The 23,318-nt window shown below is 72.3% G+C and carries 21 protein-coding genes; 6 read left to right on the plus strand and 15 right to left on the minus strand.

The genetic code is table 11. The annotated features are described in order from the left end of the window. Positions 1 to 3 precede the first annotated feature (3 nt). The 6 genes from ASD18_RS19205 to ASD18_RS19230 form a co-directional block, all read right to left on the minus strand. Complete coding sequence (locus ASD18_RS19205) at positions 4 to 1,224, minus strand: pyridoxal phosphate-dependent aminotransferase (protein WP_056096179.1); 1,221 nt, start codon at positions 1,222 to 1,224, stop codon at positions 4 to 6. Between the two features lie 64 nt (positions 1,225 to 1,288). Continuing rightward, entirely contained in the window at positions 1,289 to 1,417 is a 129-nt protein-coding gene (locus tag ASD18_RS19210; RefSeq protein ID WP_056096184.1) for a hypothetical protein, read from the minus strand. Between the two features lie 113 nt (positions 1,418 to 1,530). Beyond that, positions 1,531 to 2,049 (minus strand): hypothetical protein, encoded by a 519-nt coding sequence (locus ASD18_RS19215; RefSeq protein WP_056096187.1) that lies wholly within the window; start codon positions 2,047 to 2,049, stop codon positions 1,531 to 1,533. A 223-nt stretch (positions 2,050 to 2,272) separates the two neighbouring features. After that, positions 2,273 to 4,954 carry a bifunctional acetaldehyde-CoA/alcohol dehydrogenase gene (gene adhE, locus ASD18_RS19220; RefSeq protein ID WP_056096190.1) on the minus strand — a complete coding sequence of 894 codons (2,682 nt, stop codon included), beginning with the start codon at positions 4,952 to 4,954 and terminating at the stop codon, positions 2,273 to 2,275. A gap of 93 nt (positions 4,955 to 5,047) precedes the next feature. Continuing rightward, positions 5,048 to 6,727 carry a sodium:proton antiporter gene (locus tag ASD18_RS19225; RefSeq protein ID WP_056096194.1) on the minus strand — a complete coding sequence of 560 codons (1,680 nt, stop codon included), beginning with the start codon at positions 6,725 to 6,727 and terminating at the stop codon, positions 5,048 to 5,050. A gap of 32 nt (positions 6,728 to 6,759) precedes the next feature. Continuing rightward, positions 6,760 to 7,686 (minus strand): EamA family transporter, encoded by a 927-nt coding sequence (locus ASD18_RS19230; RefSeq protein WP_056096198.1) that lies wholly within the window; start codon positions 7,684 to 7,686, stop codon positions 6,760 to 6,762. A 40-nt stretch (positions 7,687 to 7,726) separates the two neighbouring features. On the opposite strand from ASD18_RS19230, the gene ASD18_RS19235 reads away from it, so the two are divergent. Further along, the gene (locus tag ASD18_RS19235; RefSeq protein WP_235522474.1) at positions 7,727 to 8,233 is read left to right on the plus strand and encodes a MarR family winged helix-turn-helix transcriptional regulator; all 507 of its coding nucleotides are present in this window, start codon (positions 7,727 to 7,729) and stop codon (positions 8,231 to 8,233) included. Here ASD18_RS19235 and ASD18_RS19240 read toward each other — a convergent pair. The 6 genes from ASD18_RS19240 to ASD18_RS19265 form a co-directional block, all read right to left on the minus strand. Further along, positions 8,230 to 8,529: a hypothetical protein gene (locus ASD18_RS19240; RefSeq protein ID WP_156388098.1), complete on the minus strand. Its 300-nt coding sequence runs from the start codon at positions 8,527 to 8,529 to the stop codon at positions 8,230 to 8,232. The two genes, ASD18_RS19235 and ASD18_RS19240, sit on opposite strands and share 4 nt — an antisense overlap. Positions 8,530 to 8,738: 209 nt before the next feature. Further along, positions 8,739 to 9,305: a GNAT family N-acetyltransferase gene (locus ASD18_RS19245; RefSeq protein WP_056096208.1), complete on the minus strand. Its 567-nt coding sequence runs from the start codon at positions 9,303 to 9,305 to the stop codon at positions 8,739 to 8,741. Between the two features lie 41 nt (positions 9,306 to 9,346). Then, a complete protein-coding gene (locus tag ASD18_RS19250; RefSeq protein ID WP_056096211.1) occupies positions 9,347 to 10,045 on the minus strand; it encodes a methionine ABC transporter permease in 699 nt (232 codons plus the stop codon). Continuing rightward, on the minus strand, positions 10,042 to 11,061 hold the full coding sequence (locus ASD18_RS19255) for a methionine ABC transporter ATP-binding protein (protein ID WP_056096214.1): 1,020 nt from the start codon (positions 11,059 to 11,061) through the stop codon (positions 10,042 to 10,044). Before ASD18_RS19255 ends, ASD18_RS19250 begins: the two co-directional genes overlap by 4 nt. A gap of 67 nt (positions 11,062 to 11,128) precedes the next feature. Continuing rightward, positions 11,129 to 12,085: a MetQ/NlpA family ABC transporter substrate-binding protein gene (locus ASD18_RS19260; RefSeq protein ID WP_056096217.1), complete on the minus strand. Its 957-nt coding sequence runs from the start codon at positions 12,083 to 12,085 to the stop codon at positions 11,129 to 11,131. A 423-nt stretch (positions 12,086 to 12,508) separates the two neighbouring features. Further along, the gene (locus tag ASD18_RS19265) at positions 12,509 to 12,739 is read right to left on the minus strand and encodes a LuxR C-terminal-related transcriptional regulator (protein WP_056096220.1); all 231 of its coding nucleotides are present in this window, start codon (positions 12,737 to 12,739) and stop codon (positions 12,509 to 12,511) included. A 226-nt stretch (positions 12,740 to 12,965) separates the two neighbouring features. Here ASD18_RS19265 and ASD18_RS19270 point away from each other — a divergent pair, with 226 nt between their 5' ends. Beyond that, on the plus strand, positions 12,966 to 13,937 hold the full coding sequence (locus ASD18_RS19270) for an aldo/keto reductase (protein WP_056096224.1): 972 nt from the start codon (positions 12,966 to 12,968) through the stop codon (positions 13,935 to 13,937). Here ASD18_RS19270 and ASD18_RS19275 read toward each other — a convergent pair. After that, positions 13,885 to 16,635 (minus strand): HAD-IC family P-type ATPase, encoded by a 2,751-nt coding sequence (locus tag ASD18_RS19275; protein ID WP_235522475.1) that lies wholly within the window; start codon positions 16,633 to 16,635, stop codon positions 13,885 to 13,887. The genes ASD18_RS19270 and ASD18_RS19275 overlap by 53 nt on opposite strands. Before the next feature lie 154 nt (positions 16,636 to 16,789). On the opposite strand from ASD18_RS19275, the gene ASD18_RS19280 reads away from it, so the two are divergent. Continuing rightward, complete coding sequence (locus ASD18_RS19280; protein WP_056096226.1) at positions 16,790 to 17,290, plus strand: flavodoxin domain-containing protein; 501 nt, start codon at positions 16,790 to 16,792, stop codon at positions 17,288 to 17,290. Between the two features lie 7 nt (positions 17,291 to 17,297). Here the strand turns inward: ASD18_RS19280 and ASD18_RS20870 are convergent, their stop codons facing one another. After that, positions 17,298 to 17,513, minus strand: coding sequence for a hypothetical protein (locus tag ASD18_RS20870; protein WP_082574289.1), 216 nt, complete (start codon positions 17,511 to 17,513; stop codon positions 17,298 to 17,300). Between ASD18_RS20870 and ASD18_RS19285 the strand changes: the two genes are divergently transcribed. From ASD18_RS19285 to ASD18_RS19295, 3 genes are all read left to right on the plus strand, one after another. After that, positions 17,499 to 18,470 (plus strand): formylglycine-generating enzyme family protein, encoded by a 972-nt coding sequence (locus ASD18_RS19285; protein ID WP_235522476.1) that lies wholly within the window; start codon positions 17,499 to 17,501, stop codon positions 18,468 to 18,470. The two genes, ASD18_RS20870 and ASD18_RS19285, sit on opposite strands and share 15 nt — an antisense overlap. A gap of 67 nt (positions 18,471 to 18,537) precedes the next feature. Continuing rightward, positions 18,538 to 20,904 carry an arylsulfatase gene (locus tag ASD18_RS19290; RefSeq protein WP_056096228.1) on the plus strand — a complete coding sequence of 789 codons (2,367 nt, stop codon included), beginning with the start codon at positions 18,538 to 18,540 and terminating at the stop codon, positions 20,902 to 20,904. Positions 20,905 to 20,929: 25 nt separating this feature from the next. Then, complete coding sequence (locus ASD18_RS19295; RefSeq protein ID WP_056096231.1) at positions 20,930 to 21,652, plus strand: ZIP family metal transporter; 723 nt, start codon at positions 20,930 to 20,932, stop codon at positions 21,650 to 21,652. A 151-nt stretch (positions 21,653 to 21,803) separates the two neighbouring features. Here ASD18_RS19295 and ASD18_RS19300 read toward each other — a convergent pair whose 3' ends face one another. Beyond that, the gene (locus tag ASD18_RS19300) at positions 21,804 to 23,276 is read right to left on the minus strand and encodes a PLP-dependent aminotransferase family protein (protein WP_056096232.1); all 1,473 of its coding nucleotides are present in this window, start codon (positions 23,274 to 23,276) and stop codon (positions 21,804 to 21,806) included. Positions 23,277 to 23,318: the final 42 nt, after the last annotated feature.

Genomic DNA, 23,318 nt, shown 5'->3' on the forward strand with positions numbered 1-23,318 from the left:
GCGTCAGCCGCGGTGCAGCCGGTGCAGGCCGTCGACCGCCTGCGCCAGCACCTCGTCGCGCTTGACGAACGTGAACCGCACCCAGGACCGCAGCGCCCGGTCGACGTCCGAGCCGGCGTGCGTGAACGCGGACACCGGCACGCCGACCACGCCGGCCAGCCCGGGCAGGTCGCGGCACAGCGCGGCGCCGTCGTCGTACCCGAGGGGTGCGGCGTCCGCGAGCACGAAGTACGTGCCCTGCGGCCGCACCACCGTGAACCCGGCGTCCTGCAGTCCCGCGCAGAGCAGGTCGCGGCGCCGGGACAGCGAGCCGGCCAGCTCGACCACCCACGCCGCCACGTCCGGGTCCCGCAGGGCGAACGCGACCGCCGGCTGGAACGGCGCCCCGGACACGTAGGTGAGGAACTGCTTGACGGTCCGCACCGCCGTCACGAGGTGCTCCGGGCCGGTCACCCAGCCGATCTTCCAGCCGGTGAACGAGAACGTCTTGCCGGCCGACGAGATGGTCAGCGTCCGGTCCGCCATCCCGGGCAGCGTCGCGATCGGCACGTGCGCGCTCGCGGACCCCTCGAGCACCAGGTGCTCGTACACCTCGTCCGTCACCACCAGCGCGTCGTGCGCCACGGCCAGCCGGGCGATCGCCGTCAGCTCGTCGACCGTCAGCACGGTGCCCGTCGGGTTGTGCGGGGTGTTCACCAGCACCAGCCGGGTCCGCGGCGTGAACGCGGCGGCGAGCGCGGCGAGGTCGAGGCGGAAGCCGTCCGCGGTCGCGCGCAGAGGCACGGTCGTGTGGGTGGCGCCGGCCAGGGCGATCACGGCCGCGTACGCGTCGTAGAAGGGCTCCAGCGTGAGGACCTCGTCGCCCGGGCCGGTGAGCGCCAGCACGGTCGCCGCGAGCGCCTCCGTGGCTCCGGCCGTCACCAGCACCTCGCGGTCCGTGTCCCACGCCAGGCCGTAGCGCGACGACTGGTGCTCGACGACCGCCTCGCGCAGCGCGGGGATGCCCGGACCGGGCGGGTACTGGTTGGCGCCGGCCGCGATCGCGTCCTGCGCGGCGTGGGCCACCGACGCGGGACCGTCGACGTCCGGGAAGCCCTGCCCGAGGTTCACGGCGCCGGTGCGCGCGGCCAGCGCGGACATCTCCGCGAACACCGTGGCCCGGGGGACCCCGTCGTCGCCCATGAGCCCCGTCGCCCGGGCGACGTCCTGCCAGCGCGCTGTCATGCCCAGAAGGTTAGGCGGTGCCTCGAGCGGAACCCGTCGGTGACGGGTCCGGGAGCGGGAGCGCTCAGCTCACCAGTCCGGACGCGGCGGTGAGGCCCGCGACCACGACGAGTGCGAGGGACGCCCAGGCCGCGACGATCCACCACTCCACGTGGTGTCGCCGCAGAACCCGCTGCGCCTGTCGTTCGGCCATACCTAGAAGATCGGCACGGACCGCGCTACGTACAACTGCCCGCGCCGACGAGCGTGGATTTCACCCGACCGGCACGCAACGAATCGTCGCGACGCCACACCGGGGCGTCGATCTCAGCTGCCGGCCGCGGTTTCGAGCTTGTCGCCCAGCGTGGTGAGCTGCTGCGCCAGCTGGTCGAGGGAGTCGGCGGCCGACCCGGCGGCGTTCGCCTTGGCCGCCTCGAGCTCGGCCTGGGCGTCCGCGACCTGTGCCTGGGCGTCGGTCAGTGCCTGCTGGGAGGCGGCGGCGCCCTCGGCCTGCGCCTGCTCGAGCGCCGTCTGGGCCTCCTGCACCGCCGTCTGGGCGTCGGCGACCGCGGTGTCGGCCTGCGCCCGGGCCGACTCGTCGAGCGACCCGAGCTGCTCCTTGACGTCCTCGATCTTCTGCTGCGCGGCGTCCGCCTCCGCCTTGGCGTCGTCGACCTGCGCCTTCAGGTCGTCGATCGCGCTGCGGGCCTCGCTGGCGGCGTCCTTGGCCTGCTGCGCGGCGTCGTCGATGTCCGCGTCGGAGCAGGCAGACAGGCCGAGCGCGAGCAGGGCGGCGATGACGGGCGCGCCGGCACGAGCGAGTCGCGGGCGGGTCGGGGTGGGCATGTCGTCCTCCGGTGGCAGTCGTGGGCGGGTCCGGTCCCACAGTCTGCCCGCCTGGCCGACGACACGCCCGGTGGAGACAGGCCGACGCCCCGCCGGCTGGTGAGCGGACGGGGCGTCGGGGGGCGGGCAGTCACCGGGCGGGGGGGATCCCGGTCCGCGGTGGCCTGCCGGCCGCCGACGTCCCGCCGGTTCGTGCCCGGGCGGGACGTCGGGGTGCGTGCAGTCAGACGGCGGGGAGGGGTTCCAGCTCGTCGGTGGGCTGCGCGCTGCGGCGGGCACGGACATCCTCCAGGGAGGTGCCGTAGTAGGCCGCTGTCATCAGGTCCTTCATGTCGTCGATCATCGGCATGCGGGGGTTCGCGGGGGCGCACTGGTCCTCGTAGGCACCCATCGCCACCTCGTCGAGGCGCGAGATGAACTCGTGCTCCGACACGCCCTGCGCCTGGAACGACGCGGGGATCCCCACCTTGGCCCGCAGCGACTCGACGGCCAGGGCGTAGGACTCCACGCCCTCGGCCGCGGTGGCCGCCGGCAGCCCGAGCATCGCGGCGAGCTGCTGGAAGCGCTCGGGTGCCACGTAGTGCTCGTACTTGGGCCAGCTGGTGAGCTTGGTGGGCACCGTGCCGTTGTAGCGGATGACGTGCGGGAGCAGGGTCGCGTTGGTGCGGCCGTGGACCAGGTGGTGGGTCGAGCCGACCACGTGGGCCATGGCGTGCACGATCCCCAGGAACGAGTTCCCGAAGGCCATGCCGGCGATCGTGCCCGCGTTGTGCATCGACTCCCGGGCGTCCTGCGTGGCCGGGTCGGTCGGGTCGCCGTTCACGGACGCCGCGAGGTTCTCGAAGATGAGGCGCACGGCCTGCATGGCCATGCCGTCGGTGAAGTCGTTGGCGTAGACGCTGACGTACGCCTCGGTGGCGTGCGTGAGGGCGTCGAAGCCGGAGTCCGCGGCGAGCGAGGGCGGCATCTTCGACGTGAGGATCGGGTCGATGATGGCGACCGACGGGGTCAGCGCGTAGTCGGCCAGCGGGTACTTCTTGCCGGCGTCCGGGTCGCTGATGACCGCGAACGGCGTGACCTCGGCGCCCGTGCCGGACGTCGTCGGGATGCACACCAGCTGCGCGAGCTCGCCCAGGACGGGGAACTTGAACGCACGCTTGCGGACGTCGAAGAACTTCTGCTTCAGGTCGGAGAACTGGATCTCGGGGTGCTCGTAGAGCAGCCACATGACCTTGGCGGCGTCCATCGGCGAGCCACCGCCGAGGGCGATGATCGTGTCCGGCTTGAAGTGACGCATCTGCGCGGCACCGGCCTGGACCGTCTTCACGGACGGCTCGGGCTCGACCTGGTCGATGATCTGCAGCGCGACCTTGTTCATCCGTCGGCCGAGCACGTCGATGATCTTGTCGACGAAGCCGAGGGTGGTCATGGTCGCGTCGGTGACGATGGTGACGCGCTCGACGTCGGGCATGTCGGCGAGGTAGCGGATCGCGTTCGGCTCGAAGTACGTCTTGGCCGGAACCTTGAACCACTGCAGGTTGTTGTTGCGCCGGCCGATCCGCTTGATGTTCACCAGGTTGACCGCCGAGACGTTGTTGGACACGGAGTTGGAGCCGTACGAGCCGCAGCCGAGCGTCAGCGACGGGATGAACGCGTTGTAGATGTCGCCGATCCCGCCGAGCGAGGAGGGCGCGTTGGCGATGACCCGGACAGCCTTGACGCGGCTGCCGAACTCCTCCGTGAGGGCGTCGTCCTGCGTGTGGATGGCCGCGGAGTGACCGAGACCGTCGAACTCCACCATCTGCTCGGCCAGCGTGATGCCGTGCTCGGTGGACTCGGCGCGCAGGACCGCCAGCACCGGGGCGAGCTTCTCGCGCGTCAGCGGCTCGTGCGGGCCGACGCTGCTGACCTCGGCCAGGATGATCGAGGTGTCGGCGGGAACGGTGAAGCCGGCCTTCTCGGCGATCCACTGGGGGCTCTGGCCGACGACCGAGGCGTTGAGCTTCGCGTCGGCGCAGTTCTTGCCGTCGGCCTCGACGCCGAAGATGAAGTTCTCCAGGAGAGCCTTCTCCGCGGCGTTGGCGCGGTACGCGTGCAGGATGGCGAACTCGGCCATGGCCGCGTCGTAGATGACGTCGTCCAGGATCACCGCCTGCTCAGAGGCGCACACCATGCCGTTGTCGAACGCCTTCGACAGGACGACGTCGTTGACCGCTCGCTTGAGCTTCGCGGTCTTCTCGATGTACGCGGGAACGTTGCCCGCCCCGACGCCGAGCGCTGGCTTGCCGCACGAGTAGGCCGCGCGGACCATCGCGTTGCCGCCCGTCGCGAGGATGAGCGCGACGCCGGGGTGGTTCATGAGGGTGTTCGTCGCCGTGATCGACGGCGTCTCCACCCACTGGATGCAGTGCTCGGGCGCACCCGCTGCTACTGCGGCATCGCGGACCACGCGAGCGGCGGCGACGGACGAGGCCTGCGCGCTGGGGTGGAAGGCGAACACGATGGGGTTGCGCGTCTTCAGCGCGATGAGGGACTTGAAGATCGTCGTCGAGGTGGGGTTGGTCACCGGGGTGACGCCACAGATGACCCCGACGGGCTCCGCGATCTCGGTGATGCCGGTCAGCTCGTCGTGGCTGATGACGCCGACCGACTTGAGCGTGGACATCGAGTTGGTGACGTGCTCGCACGCGAAGATGTTCTTGACGGCCTTGTCCTCGAAGACGCCGCGGCTGGTCTCCTTGACCGCGAGGAGCGCGAGCTCCCCGTGCTTGTCCAGGGCGGCGACGGACGCCTTCTTCACCAGGTGGTCGACGTCGGCCTGCGTGAAGCGGGCGTACTCGTCGAGCGCTTTGCTGGCGTTCGCCACCAGCTGGTCGATCGCAGTGTCGGGCTTGGTCACGGTCACCGTTCAACTCCTAGTCGAGGCCGGTAGGGCCGCTTGCGACCCTCTGCCCACGACGCTACGGACCCGACATGCCCGATGAATGGGCCGAACGTCTCAGGTTCGGCTCACGCGGGTGAGCCATGACGACGACAGGCTCTCGTCCTCGAGGTCCAGCTCGCGCATCATCCGCCGCATGACCGCCTCGTCCAGGTCGCCGGAGTCCCGCCGGTCCATGAGCACCCCGCGCTGCGCGGCGACGATCTCCCGGCGCAGCCGCTGGGTCCGCAGGCCCTCCTCCGCGGTGGGGCGGTGTGGGAGGCCAGTGCCGTCCGGCTCGTCGGGCACCCGCTCGTCGGCGGAGTCCGGGTCGAGCAGTCCGGCCGCAGCGGTGGCCCGCGCGCGCCAGACGCCGGACAGCCGGTCGATGAGCTCGTCGGCGCGCTCTGCTCCGAGGTCCCGGCTCCAGTCGTCCCGCTGGCGCTCGAGCACGTCGTGCACCGCGTCGGCGGTGGCCACCCGGACCTCGGCCTCCTGCGCGGCGTCGCGGGCGGTCTCGTCCGCCGAGCCGACGCCCAGCCGCGTGATGACCCACGGCAGCGACAGCCCCTGGATCAGCAGGGTGCCGATGGCGACGGTGTAGGCGGCGAGCAGGAGGGTGGCCCGCTCGGGGAACGGTGCGCCCGCCGAGGTCACCGGGATCGCGGCCGCCGCCGCCAGCGTCACGACGCCGCGCATCCCGGCCCACGAGACCACGGCGGACTCGCGCGCGGACAGCGAGTCCTTGGGTGGTCGGTGGCTGCCGCGCAGGCGCAGGTGGTCGAACCGCGCGGTGCCGAAGATGTACACCGGCCGCACCAGGACGGCGACGAGCAGGACCACCAGCGAGACCAGCACGCCGTGACGCAGGCCCTGGTCGGACGCGATGACGTCCCGCACCACCCAGGGCAGCTGCATCCCGATGAGCGCGAAGGTGAACGCCTCGAGCAGGAGGTCCACCGTGGACCAGATGGGCTCCTCGTAGAGCCGCGTCGCGTACCCGGCGCGCGGGGACGTGTGGCCGAGGTACAGGCCGGCGGCGACGACGGCGAGCACCCCCGAGCCGGCGATCTCCTCGGCCGACCAGTACGCCGCGAACGGCGTCAGCAACCCGATCGCGGACGCGACCACCGGGTCGTCCAGCCGCAGCCGCACCGCGTGCACGACCCAGCCGATCACCAGGCCGACCGCCACCCCGACCCCCACCGCGAGCGCGAACGTGAGGACCCCGTCGGCGAGGGCCCAGGCGCCCGTGGCCACCCCGGCGAGGGCCACCTTGTAGAGCGTCAGCGAGGTGGCGTCGTTGATGAGGCTCTCACCCGAGAGCAGGGTCATCACGCGCCGGGGCAGACCCAGCCGCTTGCCGACGGCGGCCGCGGCGACGGCGTCCGGTGGTGCGACGACCGCGCCGAGCACGAGCGCGGCCGCGAACGGCACCGACGGCTCCAGCCACCAGAACACCAGCGCGACGGCGACCGCGCTGACCAGCACCAGCCCCACCCCCAGGCGGGTGATCGAGCTCAGCGACGACCGGAAATCGCGGTAGGAGCTGGACAGCGCGGCGGAGTACAGCAGCGGCGGGAGGACGAACTCGAGCAGGACGTGAGAGTCGATCTCGAACCGCGGCACGCCCGGCACGAACGACACCACGATGGCGACGGCGACGAGCACCAGCGGCGCCGGCCACCCCCGCCTGCGGCACACCGCCGTGACCGCGACAGCCCCGGCGACCAGCAGGAAGACGTGCACGTGCTGCACGGCGGGCCCCTCCCGTCACGACGGCTCGTGGTTCATCGCGACCCTACAAGCGCCGCCGCGGCGGGGCCCGCCACCGCACTGCCTCGGCCGCGGCGTCGGGCGACCCACGCCCGGAGGGAGGGCTGGCCGAGGAGCACCCCGACGAGCACCACCAGCACGCCCAGCACCTGCACCCCGGTGAGCCGCTCGCCGGCGTACAGGACCCCGAGCAGCACCCCGACGATCGGGTTGAGCAGGCCCAGGAGCCCGACCGTGCCGGCGGGCAGGTGCCGCAGCCCGGTGAACCAGGCGAGGTAGGCGACCGCCGTCGCGACGAACGAGACGTAGGCGAAGCCGAGGAGCGCGCGACCGTCGAGTGCAGGTGGTCCGCCCTCGACTACCACGGCGAACGGCAGGAGCACGAGGCCGCCGGCGACCAGCTGCCACGCGGTCGACGACACCACGTCGACGCCGGCGCTCCACCGCGTGGCCAGCACGAAGCCGAGGCTGGACATCAGCATCGCCGTGACCGAGGCCAGGACGCCCACGGCGCTCACCCCGGCGCCGCCCGGCAGGAGCATCGCCGCCACCCCGACGAGGCCCAGCGTGGCGCCGGCCAGGCCGAGCAACCGGGGCCGCTGCGCGAGCAGCGCCCAGGCGACGAGCATCATCGCGACCGGCGACGTGGCCATCACCGTGGAGGCGACGCTCGTCGGCAGGGCCTGCGCCGCGACGTAGACGAGGGCGAAGAACGCGCCCATGTTGAGCGTGCCGAGCACCGCGGACCGCCACCACCAGGACCCCTGGGGTTCCCGCCGTGCGACGACCAGGAGCAGGAGCCCGGCGGGCAGCGCGCGCAGCACCGATCCCCACAAAGGAGCGTCGAGCGGCAGGGCGTGGCGTGTCACGACGTACGTGGTGCCCCAGGCCACGGGTGCGAGCGCGGTGAGGAGCGACCAGCGCCACCGGGTATCTTCCATGGAAGACATAGTATCTTGCCTGGAAGGTAATGTCGTCCCCGTGACCGACCGACTCGACCTCATCCAGCAGGCGTGGGCGCGCGAGCGTCCTGACCTCGACGTCCGGCCGCAGGGCGTGATCGGCCGCCTGCACCGGGTGGCGGGTCACCTCACGGACGAGCTCGTCGCCGTCTACCGGGCGCACGGCCTGAGCGAGGGGGACTTCGACGTGCTCGCGACCCTGCGGCGTGCGGGCGCCCCCTTCGAGCGGACTCCCGGGGACCTGGCGGAGAACACCCTCGTCACGTCCGGCGGCATGACGAAGCGGATCGACCGGCTCGAACGCGCGGGGCTCGTCACCCGGCGACCGAGCGAGCAGGACGGTCGCGGGCGCGTCGTCGCCCTCAGCCCGCGCGGGGTGGAGGTCATCGACGCGGCCTTCGCCGCCCACATGGCCAACGAGCGGCGCCTGGTCGACGCGCTCGAGCCCGAGGACGTGGTGCAGCTCGAGCGCGTGCTGCGGCGGTGGCTCGCCCGGTTCGAGGAACCGGCGCCGGACGGGCGCTAGCGGACCGCCTCCTCGTACGCGCGCGGCAGGCGGGCGCGTCGGACGAGTGCGATCGTGCCGACAGCGAGCGGCGCGTTCACCAGCCCGGGCGCCCCCACCCAGAACGACTCCGTGAGCAGCGCGTACACGGCCCAGAGCGCGGCGTTGGCGAGCAGCAGGACCTGGGTCGAGACGGACACACCGCCGAGCCCGCTCGGGTCGTGGCGGAAGCGCCACACCCGGACGGCCTGGGGCCACCAGAGGACGAGCGACACGGCCGACGCCAGGAAGCCGACCAGCTCCACGAACAGGCTCACGGGCACCCCCGCGACCTGCTCGTCCGGCCCGTCGTCGTCGACACCCTGCGCTCCTCCGGTCAGTTCCTGCGCACCACCGTCGTGTGCACTGGGGACCGTTCGCCTCGGGGGATACCCCCAGGGCGCGGGAACGGAGGGTGAACCGGGATCAGGCGCACCCCCCAGGGGGAGGAGTCAGCGGCGCAGGACCGCGCGGGAGGCTCGCGACGTCACTCCCGCGCGAGCCACTCGTCGGCCAGCAGCGCGTACGCGTAGCCGTCCAGCCACCCCCGGGTCCGGTGCAGCGAGTCCCGGACGCTGTGCTCCTCGCGGCGCATCCCGAGCCGCTCCATGAGGCGCCAGGACGGCTCGTTCTCCGCGAAGCAGTACGCCCGCACGCGGCGCAGCCCGAGGTCCTCGAAGCTGATCCGGAGCAGCGCGGCGACCGCCTCCGTCGCGTAGCCGTGCCCGCCGTGCTCCGGGTCGAGCACCCAGCCCAGGGTCGCCTGCTGCGGACGCTCGACGTCGCCCTGCGCCCAGGAGTCCTCGACCTGGAGCATCAGGTCGCCGACGACCTGCCCGTCGAGCTCGATCACCAGCGTGACGGCGAGGCGATCGGGGTCCCGGAGCCGGTCGACGTAGGACTCGCGGTCGCCGACGTCGTGGCTGAGCCACTCGTCGACGCCCGGTCGCCGGCGGACCTGCCAGATGGCGTCGGCGTCGTCGGGCGTCGCCGGGCGCAGACAGAGGCGCGCGGTGCGCACGGGCCAGGGGACGGCGCTGAGGTCCTGGGGCACGACGCCATCCTGGCCCGCGGCACCCACACGCGCTCAGGGCGTCAGCGGCGCAGCACGCGTCGCGACAGGCGGTTGCCGATCGCCTGCGCCACCTGGACCAGCAGGATGATCACGATCACGGTGATCCACACGACGGCGTAGTTCCACCGCTTGTAGCCGTAGTCGAGGGCGAACGCCCCCAGCCCGCCGCCGTCGAGCGTGCCGGCCAGCGCGGACATGTCCACGATCGCCACGAAGACGAACGTGAACCCGAGGATCAGCGGGCCGAGCGCCTCGGGGACCACCAGGGTGCTCACGATGCGCCACCGGCTGGCGCCGGTCGCCCGCGCCGCCTCGATGATGCCGGGGTCGATCGCGACGAGGTTCTGCTCGACGATCCGGGACACGCCGAACGTCGCCGCGAACGACAGCGGCACGATCATCGCGGTGCTGCCCAGGCGCGTGCCGATCAGGCCGACGGTCACCGGCGCGATGACCATGAGCAGGATGAGGAACGGGATCGGCCGGAAGATGTTCACCAGCAGGTTGGCCACCCCGAACACGCCCCGGTTGGCCAGCAGCCCGCCGCGACGGGTGGTGTAGAGCGCGAGGCCGAGCGCGAGGCCGAGCAGCCCGCCGATGAGCAGGGTCGCCGACACCATGTAGAGCGTCTCGCCGAGCGCCTGGACCAGCTTGGGCCCGTGGAAGGACCAGTCGAACTCGTTGGCGGTGGGGAGCAGCGCGGGCACTGTCTCGGTCATCGTGCCTCCTCGATGGTGGTGACCTCACGGAGACGTCCGACGACCGTCTCGACGGCCTCGTCGGGCCCGTCGAGCGCGAGGGTCAGCGAGCCGAACGACTGGTCCTGGAGCGTGCCGATGCCGCCGTAGATGATCTCGAAGGTCACGCCGAGCGCGCCTGCGGAGGCGAGGATCGCACCCAGCCGGCTGCCGTCCGCGATGGTGGCGGTGACGATGCGGCCCTCGTGCGTCTGGCGCAGGCGTTCCAGGTTGGCGCCGCGCGGCCGGTCGTGGACCACCGTCGACACGAACCGCTGGGTGACCTCCGCCTGCGGCTGCGTGAAGATGTCGAACACCGTGCCGTGCTCCGCCACGCGGCCGTTCTCCAGCACCGCGACCCGGTCGGCGATGGCGCGGACCACCTCGAGCTCGTGCGTGATCACGACGATCGTGACGCCCAGCTCGGTGTTGACCTTGCGCAGCAGCCGCAGCACGTCCTGCGTGGTCTGCGGGTCGAGCGCGCTGGTGGACTCGTCGGCGAGCAGGATCTTGGGCGACGCCGCGAGCGCGCGGGCGATGCCCACGCGCTGCTTCTGACCGCCGGAGAGCTGGTCGGGGTACGAGTGCGCGCGGTCCAGGAGGCCCACGAAGTCGAGCAGCTCCGCGATCCGGCGGTCGCGGTCCGCCTTGGGCCAGCCGGCGACCTTGAGCGGGAACGCCACGTTGCCGGCCACCGTGCGGGAGGAGAAGAGGTTGAACTGCTGGAAGATCATGCCGATGTCGCGGCGCTTGAGCTCCAGCTGGCGCTCGCTGAGCGTCGCCACGTCGGAACCGTCCACGACCAGCTGCCCGGACGTGACCCGCTCGAGCCCGTTGATGAGACGCACCAGCGTGCTCTTGCCGGCGCCGGAGTAGCCGATGACGCCGAAGACCTCGCCGGCCTCGATGGACAGGTCGACGCCGTCGACGGCGCGGATGGGTCCCGACGGGGACTCGAACACCTTGCTGACGTCGCGGAACTCGATGATGGGGGACACGCACTGCCTCTCAGAGGGTGCGCCCGGGCAGGGACGGGTGCGGGGGTGTCCCTGCCCGGGCGGGGGATCAGCCGGCGGCCTTGAGGTTGGCCTGGGTGTCCTTCAGGACCTGCTGCAGCTTCGCCGCGTCGTAGCCCTCGACGATCACCGCGGTGCCGCCGGAGGACTCGACGACGGAGTCCGTGACGGTGACGTCGTGGTACAGCTCGACGATCCGCTGGTACACCGGGTTGTCCACGTCGTCCGGGCGGGCCGCGATGACGTTGATGTACGGCTGGGCGCCGGCCGAGGACGGGTCGTCCGCGTACACGTAGCCGTCGAGGTCGAAGCCGGCGTCGGAGGCGAAGTTGTTGTTGACGACGACGCCGGCGATGTCCGGGTCACCGATCAGCCCGGCGGTCTGCGAGGCCTCGACCGAGCGGACCACCACGGTGGACGCCGCGGTGTCGACATCGTCCGGGGTCGGGACCTTGGGCTCGCCGGTGAACGTGATGAGCCCCGCGCTCTCGAGCACGAACAGCGCACGCGCCTGGTTGGTGGCGTCGTTCGGGATCGCCACCTGCTCACCCTTGGTGAACTCGCTGACCTCCTCGTGCTTGTCCGAGTACAGCGGCAGCGGCACGATCAGCGTCGAGCCGATCGGCTGCAGGTCGTCGCCGGTGTTGTTGTTGTGGTCGGCCAGATACAGGATGTGCTGGAACGCGTTGAGGTCGATCTCGCCCTCGGTCAGCGCCGGGTTGGGCTGCGTGTACTCGGAGAAGCCGACGATCTCGAGGTCGATGTTCTCCTCGGCGGCGAGGTCCTTGAGGATCTCCCAGTGCGGCTGCGACACGTCGGTGGTGCCCAGCTTGACCACCGTGGCCGGGGTGGAGCCGCCCGAGGCGGCGGGCTCGTCGGACGAGCCGCGGGTGGCGAAGAAGACGACGGCGCCGACGATCACGAGGGCCACGACGACGATGCCGGCGATGAGGCCGGTGCGGTTGCCGCTGCTCTTCGGCGGGAGGACGGGGACGGACTCGGACATGGGTTCTCCTGGGGACGGGCCGTCACGGCGACGGCCGGGGGCTGTGTGCGGGGACGCCAGGCGCGGGTGATCGCGCGGGCGAGGGAGCGACAGGTGTGCCCCGGGGGGCACAGGGGGCTGTCAGCGGGTCAGTGCTGACAACAGGTCGGACAGGCACGCAGGCGCACGGCACACATGACGGCCGGCCCAGCGGGCTCAGCAGTCCGGGTGCGGGTCACGCGCGTGTCCATCGGTCGACCTCTCGTCGTGCGTCGGCTCGGAGCCGACGACCCCCCGTGCCTCGAACGGCCGGGGTGGGGGCGTCAAGACGCCCGGAGGCAGTGAAACCGACGCGCTCCGCGACTGTCAAATGTGTACCAGCACAGGTGAGATTCCCGTCACACGGGTGGGCCGTAGGGCCCTGGCGGTGCGTCCTGCGGAGGCTCAGATCCCGTGCGCGCGCGCCCAGGCCACGGCGTCGGCCCGCGTGGACACGCCCATCTTCCGGTACGCGCTGCGCAGCTGGGACTTCACGGTGTTGCGCGTGACCCACAGCCGCTCGGCAATGTCCTGCAGCGTGATGTCCTCGCGCAGGTGCGCCAGGACGACGCGCTCGCGGTTGGTCAGGGCGGCGACGCCCGTGGTGGGCGTCGGGGCGAAGTAGTGGCTCGTCACGGTCTACCTCCTGCGGCGTCGACGTCGGTCCGCTGGGGGAGGCGGTCCCGTCTGGCGTCGGTTCGTGTCGGCCCCCACTGGTCCTATCGGCATGGGACCCGCTCCGGGTGAGAAATTCTGGCGATCGGGTGGATCTGCACGTCACGACGGCCGCGCAGACGGCTCGCGCCGCCGTCGGGGTCGAGAGGGTGGGTGGCGTCACAGCCGGACCTCACGAGGAGTGCGCATGGAGTACCGCCAGCTGGGGAAGACCGGCCTGACCGTCTCGGAGATCGGGTACGGCGCCTGGGGCATCGGCGCCTCGGCGTGGATCGGAGCCCAGGAGGACGAGTCGGTGACGGCGCTGCACCGCGCCATCGAGCTGGGCGTCAGCTTCATCGACACCGCGCGTGGCTACGGCGAGAGCGAGCGGATCGTCGGGCGCGTCCTGCGGGACCACCCGGACGTGCTCGTCGCCACGAAGGTCCCGCCGAAGAACGGCATCTGGCCGGCACCCGACGGCCTGCACCCGGACGAGACGTTCCCCGGCGACCACATCCGCGCCAGTCTCGAGACCAGCCTGGCCGCCTCCGGGCTGGAGGCGTTCGACGTCCTGCAGTTCCACGTGTGGAGCGACGAGTGGGTGGGCAGGGGCGACTGGCTGGAGACCATCGCGGACCTGCGCCAGGAGGGCAAGATCCGGTTCTTCGGCGTCTCGATCAACGACTACCAGCCGGAGAACGCGCTCGGGCTCGTCCGCAGCGGCACGGTCGACACCGTGCAGGTGATCTACAACGCGTGGCACCAGCAGCCCGAGGAGCACCTGCTGCCCGCGTGCGCCGAGCACGGTGTCGGCGTCATCGTGCGCGTCGGGCTCGACGAGGGCGGGCTGACCGGGCGCATCACGGCGGACTCCACGTTCCCCGAGGGCGACTTCCGGAACAGGTACTTCGGCGGCGACCGGCCGGCGCAGGTCGAGCAGCGCGTGCGGGCGCTGGTCGACGACCTGGGCGTCAGCCCCGACGAGCTGCCCGACCTCGCCCTGCGCTACGTCCTCGACCAGCCCGCGGTGTCCACCGTGATCGCGGGCATGCGCACGGTGCGCAACGTCGAGCGCAACGCCACGACCAGCGACGGCCGCCGGCTGACCGACTCCCAGCGCGACGTCATCCGGCGCCACCGCTGGGAGCGGAACTTCTACCGGGCCCCGGACGCGTAGCGCGCAGCACCGCCTTCGCGGCCTCGATCACCAGGAAGACCAGCACGGCGATCCCGGCTGTGAGGAGCCAGCTGTGCAGCCCGATCGGGGTGGAGCCGAACCACGCGTTCATGAAGGGCGCGTACGTGAACACGAGCTGCAGCCCGAGGAGGGCCCCCGCGGAGACCCACAGGCTCGGGTTGCCGGTGAGCACCCGCGTGGTGAAGGCGGACGTGCTGAGCAGGCGGCAGTTCAGCAGGAAGGCGAGCTGGCCCAGGGCGAGCATCATGACCGCCGACGTCTGCGCCTCGGCGTAGTCACCGGTCCGCGCGCGCTCGAGCAGGTAGACGACCAGCGTCGCGGCGCCGAGGACCACCGAGGCGATCAGGACCACCGCGATGGCGCGCGACGAGAGCACCTGCTCGCCCGGCGACCGGGGCGGCCGCGCCATGATGCCGGGCTCGGCGGGCTCGCCGGCGAGCGTCAACGAGAGCGTGATCGCGGTGGCCAGGTTGATCCAGAGGATCTGCACGGGCGACAGCGGAAGGGCCAGCCCGGCCAGCACGGCCACCAGGATCACCAGCGACTGCGCGCCGTTGGTGGGCAGCAGGAACACGACGGCCTTGCGGATGTTGTCGTAGATCCGCCGGCCCTCCTCGACCGCGCGCTCGATGGTCGCGAAGTTGTCGTCGGCCAGGACGATGTCGGCGGCCTCCTTGGTGGCCTCCGTGCCCTTGATCCCCATCGCGACGCCGACGTCGGCCCGGGTGATCGAGGGGGCGTCGTTGACGCCGTCGCCGGTCATCGCCACGACCTCGCCGTGGAACTGCAGGGCGCGGACGATCCGGAGCTTGTGCTCGGGGGACGTGCGGGCGAAGACGTCGACGTCGCGCACCACCTCGCGCAGCTCCTCGTCGTCCATCGCCTGCAGGTCGGCACCGGTCAGGGCGCGGACCTTGCCGTGCTCCGGGGCGATGCCCAGCTCGCGGGCGATCGCCGTCGCGGTGCCGCGGTGGTCGCCGGTGATCATCTTCACGCGGATGCCGGCCGCGTGGGCCTCGGCGATCGCCGCGGTGGCCTCGGGGCGCGGAGGGTCGACGATGCCGACGACGCCGAGGAACGTCAGGCCGTCGTCGAGGTCGTCCAGGGCGATCTCGTGCACCCCGTCCGCCGGGCGGACGGTGGCAGCGAGCACCCGCAGGCCGAGGGCGGACAGGGCGTCGATCCGCTCGTCCCACGCGGCCCGGTCCAGCGGCCTGACGCCGCCGTCGGGCGCGAGCTCGGTGCCGGACCGGTCGAGCAGGCGGTCCGGGGCGCCGACCGCGTGCACCACTCGCCTCGCGCGCACGTCGTCCAGGGTCGCCGCGAACTTGTGCGCGGAGTCGAACGGCACCGCGCCGACCCGCGCGGTGCCGGCGGTGTCCACCCCGGCCTTCGCCGCCAGCACGTCGAGGGCGCCCTCGGTGGGCTGGCCGACGACGCGCCAGCCGTCCTCGGTCTGCTCGACGCGCGCGTCGTTGCACAGGGTGACCGCGAGCACGAGCGCCGCGAGGTCGGGGTGCGCGTCGAGCGTCGCCGTCGTGCCCTCGGCGGTGGCGACGCGGCCGACGGGGTCGTAGCCGGTGCCCTCCACGTCGTAGGTGCCCGCGGCCGTGACCACCGTGCGGGCGGTCATCTCGTTCTGGGTGAGCGTGCCGGTCTTGTCCGAGCAGATGGTGGTCGTCGAGCCCAGCGTCTCGACGGCCTCCATCCGCCGCGTGATCGCGCGGTGCCTGGCCATCTGCTGCACGCCGAGCGCGAGCGTGATCGTCACCAGGGCGGGCAGCCCCTCGGGCACCGCGGCGACCGCGAACCCGATGGCCGCGGAGATCAGTTCGTCGACACCCAGTCCGTGCACGAACCGGCCGACCAGCAGCATGACGACGGCGAGCACCCCGATCAGGACGGAGAGCTGCGTGCCCAGGTGAGCCAGCTGCCGGGCCAGCGGGGTGTCGATCGCGTCCTGCTCGGTGACCAGCGCGGAGATCCGGCCGATCTCGGTGCCGGACCCCGTCGCGACGACCACCCCCTCGCCGTTGCCGGCGGTCACGATCGTCCCGGAGAACAGCATCGACGTCCGGTCGCCGATCCCCGCGTCCGCCTCGTTGGCCTCGCTCGACTTGTTCGCCGCCACCGACTCCCCGGTCAGGGCGGACTCGTCGACCTGCAGCTGGGCCGACGTGAGCAACCGGACGTCGGCCGGCACCCGGTCCCCGCCGCGCACCCGGACGACGTCTCCGACCACGAGGCTCGCGGCGTCGACCACCCCCCAGTCGCCGTCGCGTCGCACCTGCGCGTCCAGCGACTGCATCCGGCGCAGCCCGGCGAGCGCCGACGCGGCTCGCCCCTCCTGGATGAACCCGATCAGGCCGGTCGCGACGATCACCACGACGATCACCGCGAAGTCGACCCAGTCCTGGGTGAGCGCCTTGAGCACCGCCGCCCCGATCAGGATGTAGATCAGGATGTCGGCGTACTGGCTCAGCAGGCGCCTCCAGACCGACTCCTGCGGCGGCTCGGGCAGCTCGTTGCGGCCGTCGCGCGCGACTCGTTCCTCGGCGTCGCGGCCGGTCAACCCGTCGGGCGAGCCGGCGACCGCCGCCAGCACCTCCTCGGCGGGGAGGGACCACGGTGCGGGCAGCACGTCGGCGCGTGAGTGGTCGGGCGCGGCGGTCGTCACGGGGTCATTCTTTCCCGTGGTTCGCCGCCGTGTGGGGTGAGAGCCGACGTCGGCGTGGACAAGGGACCTCCGGCCCTGCCGCGCGCGACGCCCCTGACCGACCATCAAGGAGGACCGCGCAGGTGCGCTGGTCGCTCGCGGGTGGGAGGACATCGTGACGCACGTACTGGTTGCCTACGGGACGTCCAGGGGAGGCACCCAAGGCCTCGCGGAGCTGATCGGCGACGACCTGCGCCGCCGCGGCCACGACCCGGTGGTCCGCCCGGCGGCCGAGGTCGCGGACCTGACGGACGTCGACGCGGTCATCGTCGCAGGCGCTCTCTACGCAGGTCGCTGGCACAAGGACGCGCGCCGGCTCGTCAAGCGGCAGGCCGACCGCCTCTCCACGCTGCCGGTGTGGCTCGTCGCGACGGGACCGCTCGACGGGACGGCGGAGACCAAGCAGATCCCGCCGGTCGCCCACATCAAGGACGCGGCCGCCACGATCGGCGCCCGGGGCGTGCAGACGTTCGGCGGCCGCCTCGAGCCCGACGCCAAGGGCTTCCCGGCGAGCACGATGGCCAAGACGCTGTCCGGAGACTGGCGGGACGCCGAGCACGTCGCCCGCTGGGTCGACGAGGTCGACAGCGAGCTCAGGTCGGCGAGCCCCCGCTAGACCCGCCTCACCGGAGCAGGACGTAGGAGAAGTCGTTGCCGTCGGTCGTGGTGTCGATGCCGACGAGCCGGCCGTTGATGGGCGAGACGTTGCCGACCCCCGCGGGGTACGGGGAGCGGAACACCTCGGTCCCGCTGGCCGGGTCGTAGGCGACCCGACCACCGACGGGCCAGGGGCACCCCTTCCCGCCCGCGAGGAGGATGGCGTCGTGACCACCGATCACGCGTGCTGCGCTCCCGGGGCCGCCCACGACCCGGCACCCCTGACGCTCGGAGTCCCCACGCTCGGGCGGGACGCGGCTGCGTCCCTGCGCGCCTCCGTCGTGGCCGACCTGGTCGACGTCCCCGGCGGTGGGTTCGTCATGGGTCACGACGGGCCTGACGGGTACCCCTCCGACGGCGAGGGTCCGGCCCACGTCGTCACGCTCCGACCGTTCCGGATGATGCGGACGGCCGTGACCACCGCCCAGTTCGCCGGCTTCGTCGAGGCGACGGGGTACCGCACGGAGGCCGAGGTCTACGGGTGGTCGTTCGTCTTCGCAGGCCTGCTTCCCGACGACTTCCCGCCGACCCGTGCTGTGGTCGGGACGCCGTGGTGGCGTCAGGTCGAGGGTGCGGACTGGAGGCATCCGGAGGGGCCGCACTCCGACGTCGGCGACCGTGCCGGACATCCCGTCGTCCACGTGAGCTGGTCGGACGCCTCCGCGTTCGCCTCGTGGGCCGGGCTCCGGCTGCCGACCGAGGCCGAGTGGGAGCGCGCGGCGCGGGGCGGTCGTGAGGGTGCGCACTACCCGTGGGGACACGAGCGGGAGCCCGGTGGCGAGCACCGGATGAACGTGTGGCAGGGGGAGTTCCCGGCGCGGAACACCCTCGAGGACGGCTATCTGGGCACGGCACCGGCGGCCGCGTTCGCGCCCAACGACTTCGGGCTGCACAACACCACGGGCAACGTCTGGGAGTGGTGCCAGGACTGGTTCGCCACGGACACGTACGGATCGTCGGCCGGCTCCGACCCGACGGGACCGGCCCAGGGCTCGGCGCGGGTCATGCGGGGCGGGTCGTACCTGTGCCACGAGTCGTACTGCTTCCGCTACCGCGTCGACTCGCGCAGCTCGAACGCCCCGGACTCGTCGGCCGGCAACGTCGGGTTCCGGTGCGTCGCGGACGCGGTCTCCTGGTGATGTCGGGGCGGGCGCCCCTAGTGTCGAGGAAGGCGGGCACACTGCCCGATTCCGGACGGAGGACCCGATGCGCCCCGACCACCACGCCCGCACCATGCTGCCCATCCCGGACCGGCCGTCGCCGACGCTGACGACGTACGACGCGAAGGATCCGGACACGGCGTTCCCGCCGATCGAGCCGCTCCTCCCGCCGCCGGGCGCACCGAACGTCGTCGTCGTCCTGCTCGACGACGTCGGCTTCGGCGCGTCGAGCGCGTTCGGCGGCCCGTGCAGCACGCCGACGGCGGAACGGCTGGCCAGCGGTGGGCTGCGCTTCAACCGCTTCCACACGACGGCGCTGTGCGCTCCGACGCGACAGGCGCTGCTGACGGGCCGCAACCACCACTCGGTGGGCATGGGCAGCATCACCGAGACGGCAACCTCGGCGCCGGGCAACAGCTCCGTGCGACCGAACACGAAGGCGCCGCTCGCCATGACGCTGAAGCTCAACGGGTACTCGACGGCGCAGTTCGGCAAGTGCCACGAGGTGCCCGTCTGGCAGTCGTCACCCATGGGGCCGTTCGACGCCTGGCCCTCGGGCGGCGGGGGGTTCGAGACCTTCTACGGCTTCATCGGTGGCGAGAACAACCAGTGGGACCCGGCGCTGTACGAGGGCACGACGCCGGTCGACCCGCCCGCGACGGCCGAGGAGGGCTACCACCTCACCGAGGACCTGGCCGACCGGGCGGTGGGCTGGATCCGGCAGCAGAAGGCCCTCATGCCGGACAAGCCGTTCTTCGTCTACTTCGCACCGGGTGCCACGCACGCCCCGCACCACGTGCCCACGGAGTGGGCGGACAAGTACGCGGGTGCCTTCGACGACGGCTGGGACGCGCAGCGTGAGCGGACGTTCGCCCGGCAGAAGGAGCTCGGGGTGATCCCGCAGGACGCGGAGCTCACTGCCCGGCACGACGAGATCCCCTCCTGGCACGACATGCCCGACGAGCTCAAGCCCGTGCTGGCCCGCCAGATGGAGGTCTACGCCGGGTTCCTCGAGCACGTCGACCACCACGTCGGCAGGATCGTCGACACCCTGGACGACCTCGGGATCCTCGACGACACCCTCGTCTACTACATCATCGGCGACAACGGCGCGTCGGCCGAGGGCACGCTCAACGGCGCGTTCAACGAGATGGCGAACTTCAACGGCATGGCTGCTCTGGAGACGCCCGAGTTCCTGGTCAGCAAGCTCGACGAGCTCGGTTCGCCGTCCTCGTACAACCATTACGCGGTGGGGTGGGCCTGGGCGATGAACTCGCCCCTGCAGTGGACCAAGCAGATCGCGTCGCACTGGGGCGGCACCCGCAACGGGACGATCGTGCACTGGCCGAGCGGGATCGCCGAGAAGGGCGGGCTGCGCTCCCAGTTCACCCACGTCATCGACATCGCCCCGACCGTCCTGGAGGCCGCCGGGCTGCCCGAGCCGGCGATGGTCAACGGCGTGCAGCAGTCGCCCATGGAGGGCACGAGCATGCTGTACACGTTCGACCATCAGGACAGCCCGGAACGCCACGACCTGCAGTACTTCGAGATGTTCGGCAACCGCGGGATCTACCACCGCGGGTGGAGCGCAGTCACCAAGCACCGCACGCCCTGGATCATGGTCGGCGGCACGGTGCCGGCGTTCGACGACGACGTGTGGGAGCTCTACGACGGCTCCGTCGACTTCAGCCAGGCCCACGACCTGGCCGCGGACCGCCCCGACCTGCTCGCGAAGCTCCAGCGCCTCTGGCTGATCGAGGCGACGAAGTACAACGTGCTGCCCATCGACGACCGCACGTCCGAGCGGCTGGAACCGTCGATGGCCGGGCGGCCGACGCTCCTGCGCGGCACGTCCCAGCTGTTCTTCGCCGGCATGGGCCGACTCTCGGAGAACAGCGTCGTGAGCATGAAGAACCGCTCCTACTCGATCACGGCCGAGGTCGAGGTCCCCGAGTCCGGTGTGCACGGTGTGCTCATCGCGCAGGGTGGGCGGTTCGGCGGCTGGAGCGTGTGGGTGGACCGGGGTCGCCTGACGTACACGTACAACGTCCTGGGGATCCAGGAGTTCACCGTCACCGCTGACGAACCGGTGCCGGCCGGCACGCACCAGCTGCGCATGGAGTTCGCGTACGACGGCGGCGGCCTGGCCAAGGGCGGCGACGTGACGCTGTACCACGACGGCACCGCCGTCGGTTCGGGGCGGGTGGGGGCGACGCAGCCGATGGTCTTCTCCGCCGACGAGACCACCGACATCGGGTACGAGTCCGGCACCTCGGTGAGCTCGGGCTACGACGCCCGGACCAGCCGCTTCACGGGGAAGATCCACTGGGTGCAGCTGGATGTCGGCACCGACGACCACGACCACTTCATCGACCCCGAGGAGCGGCTGCGCATCGCCATGGCCCGTCAGTAGCTCGCTGGTCTGCGGAGGAGTCCCGGTGCTCGAGGCGTTCCTGTGGGGTGCGGTCGGCGCATCGGCCCTGCTGGTCGGGGCGCTCTTCGCCTACCGCGCGTCGCCCGGCAAGCGGTTCGTCGCCGCCGTGATGGCGCTCGGCGCGGGCCTGCTCATCGGGTCCGTGGCGTTCGAGCTCGTCGACGAGGCCCTCGAGACCGCCGACGTGGGACTCGTCGGCCTCGCGACCCTGGTGGGCGCCGCCACGTTCACCGTGGGCGACTGGTTCCTCGAGCGTCGGGGCGGTGGCGACCGCAAGGACGCCGGCGGCGCGCAGGCGAGCGGGTCGCCTCTCGCGATTGTGTTCGGCTCGGTCCTCGACGGAATCCCGGAGTCGTTCGTGCTCGGTCTGACGGTGCTGGAGGGCCAGGTCAGCATCGCGCTGCTGGTCGGGATCCTGCTGAGCAACTTTCCCGAGGGCCTGGCCTCGTCGAGCGGGCTGCGCACCGCGGGCTGGTCGCTGCGCCGCGTGACCCGCATGTGGCTGGTCGTCATCGTGGTCGCGGCCGTGAGCGCGGCCGCGGGCTACGCACTGCTCGACCCGGCATCGGGCCGCACGGGTGCGATGGCCCAGGGGTTCGCCGCCGGTGCGCTGCTCGCGATGATCGCGGACACGATGCTTCCGGAAGCGTACGAGGTCGAGAAGGTCAGGACCGGGTCGCTCGTCGCCGTCGGGTTCGCCGTCTCGCTCATGCTCTCGGCTGTCTGACGGTCGTCGCCGCCGTCCGCCCGCGCGACGAGGGCCGTCGCGGTAGCGCGAGGACCGCAGATGGCCGCACGGCGTTGCCATTCCGTCCGCGCGCGCCGCTTCATCCGGTGGCGACGAAGGCGGCTGGACCCAGCAGCACCCACGGCCTCGGCTATGACTCGTGGGTGTCCAGAGCTCGTGAGCCGGCGAGCTCGCGTGCTGCGGACGGCGCCGCCTCACTGACGGCCGCGGCCAGGCGGGCCACCGCCTCGTCCAGCCGTGCGTCGACCAGGTTGCCGTACCCGACGACGAGCGCCGGTGGGCGGGCCGTGGTCCCCACGCGATAGCGACCAGCCGGCACCACGCGCACGTCGCGTCGCGCGGCCAGCCGGGCCACGCGGTCCTCGTCGGCTCCCGGCGGCAGCCCCAGCACGACGTGCAGTCCCGCGGCGAGCCCCGTCACGGGCAGGCTCGGCAGCCATCGCTCGAGCGCGGCGAGCAGAGCCGCCCGTCGGCGCCGGTACCGAGCGCGGGCCGAACGGAGGTGCCGGTCGTAACCCCCGTCGGTGAGCAGCGCGGCGCAGGAGAGCTGGTGCAGCGACGGGGGAGCGCTCGCGTCGACGTCGAGCCCTGCGCGCGCGGCGGGTACGTCGTCAGGAGGGACCAGCCACCCGATGCCGAGCCCCGGGGCGAGCGTCTTGCTCCACGAGCCCACCAGCGCCACGCGGTCGGGCGCGAGCGCGCGCAGAGCCGCCACGGGGCGGCGGTCGTAGCGGAACTCGGCGTCATAGTCGTCCTCGATGATCACTCCGTCGACGGAGCGGGCCCATCGGACGAGCGCCTCACGCCGCGCCGGGACGAGCGCGGCGCCGACAGGGAACTGGTGCGAGGGCGTCACCAGCGAGGCACGAGCCCCGGTGCGCTCGGCCGCCTGCACGAGCGCGTCGGTGTCCACCCCGTCCTCGTCGACCGGCACCGGCACAGGGTGCAAGCCGGCAGCCGCGGCGACGTCGCGCAGCCGCGGCCAGCTCGGGTCCTCGACGAGCACGGAGTCATGGCCCGCGGCGCGCAGGGATCGCGCCAGGCGCATCGTGCCGTCCGATGCGCCGTGCGTCACGACGACGGCGTCCGCATCGACGAGCACCGCACGCGTCACGGCCAGCCGATCGGCGAGCGCCTGCCGCAGCGAGGGCACACCGCGAGGGTCGGGCGCGACGAGGTCGCCAGGGGTCGCGGACGCGACGGCCGTGCGAACCGCCGAGACCCAGGCCGCGCGCGGCAGGTGGCGCAGGTCCGGCACACCCGGCCCGAGGTCGAACGCGGGCCGCGGACGGACCGCGCGGTCGGGAGCTCGGGTGGACGTGAGGGTAGGCCACGACGTGGACGCGACGCGCGTGCCCGCGCCCGTGCGAGCGTCCAGCACGCCCTCGGCCACGAGACCCCCGTACGCCTGCGTGACCACCCACCGCGAGACGCCGAGGTCGCGGGCCAGCGCTCTGCTCGGCGGCACCGGGTCGCCCGGGCGGAGCCGTCCCTCGCGGACCGCGGCGCGCAGCGAGCGCTCGAGCGCGACGTGAGCCGGCTGGCCGCCCTCGATGGTGACGAGCGCGTCACCGACCCAACGATTGGTCTGGTCGTCTGCCACAGGAATGGACCGTACTCCCGGTCCGCTGCACGCCTAACGTCG

The organism is Cellulomonas sp. Root137, assembly GCF_001426725.1.
GTDB lineage: Bacteria > Actinomycetota > Actinomycetes > Actinomycetales > Cellulomonadaceae > Cellulomonas.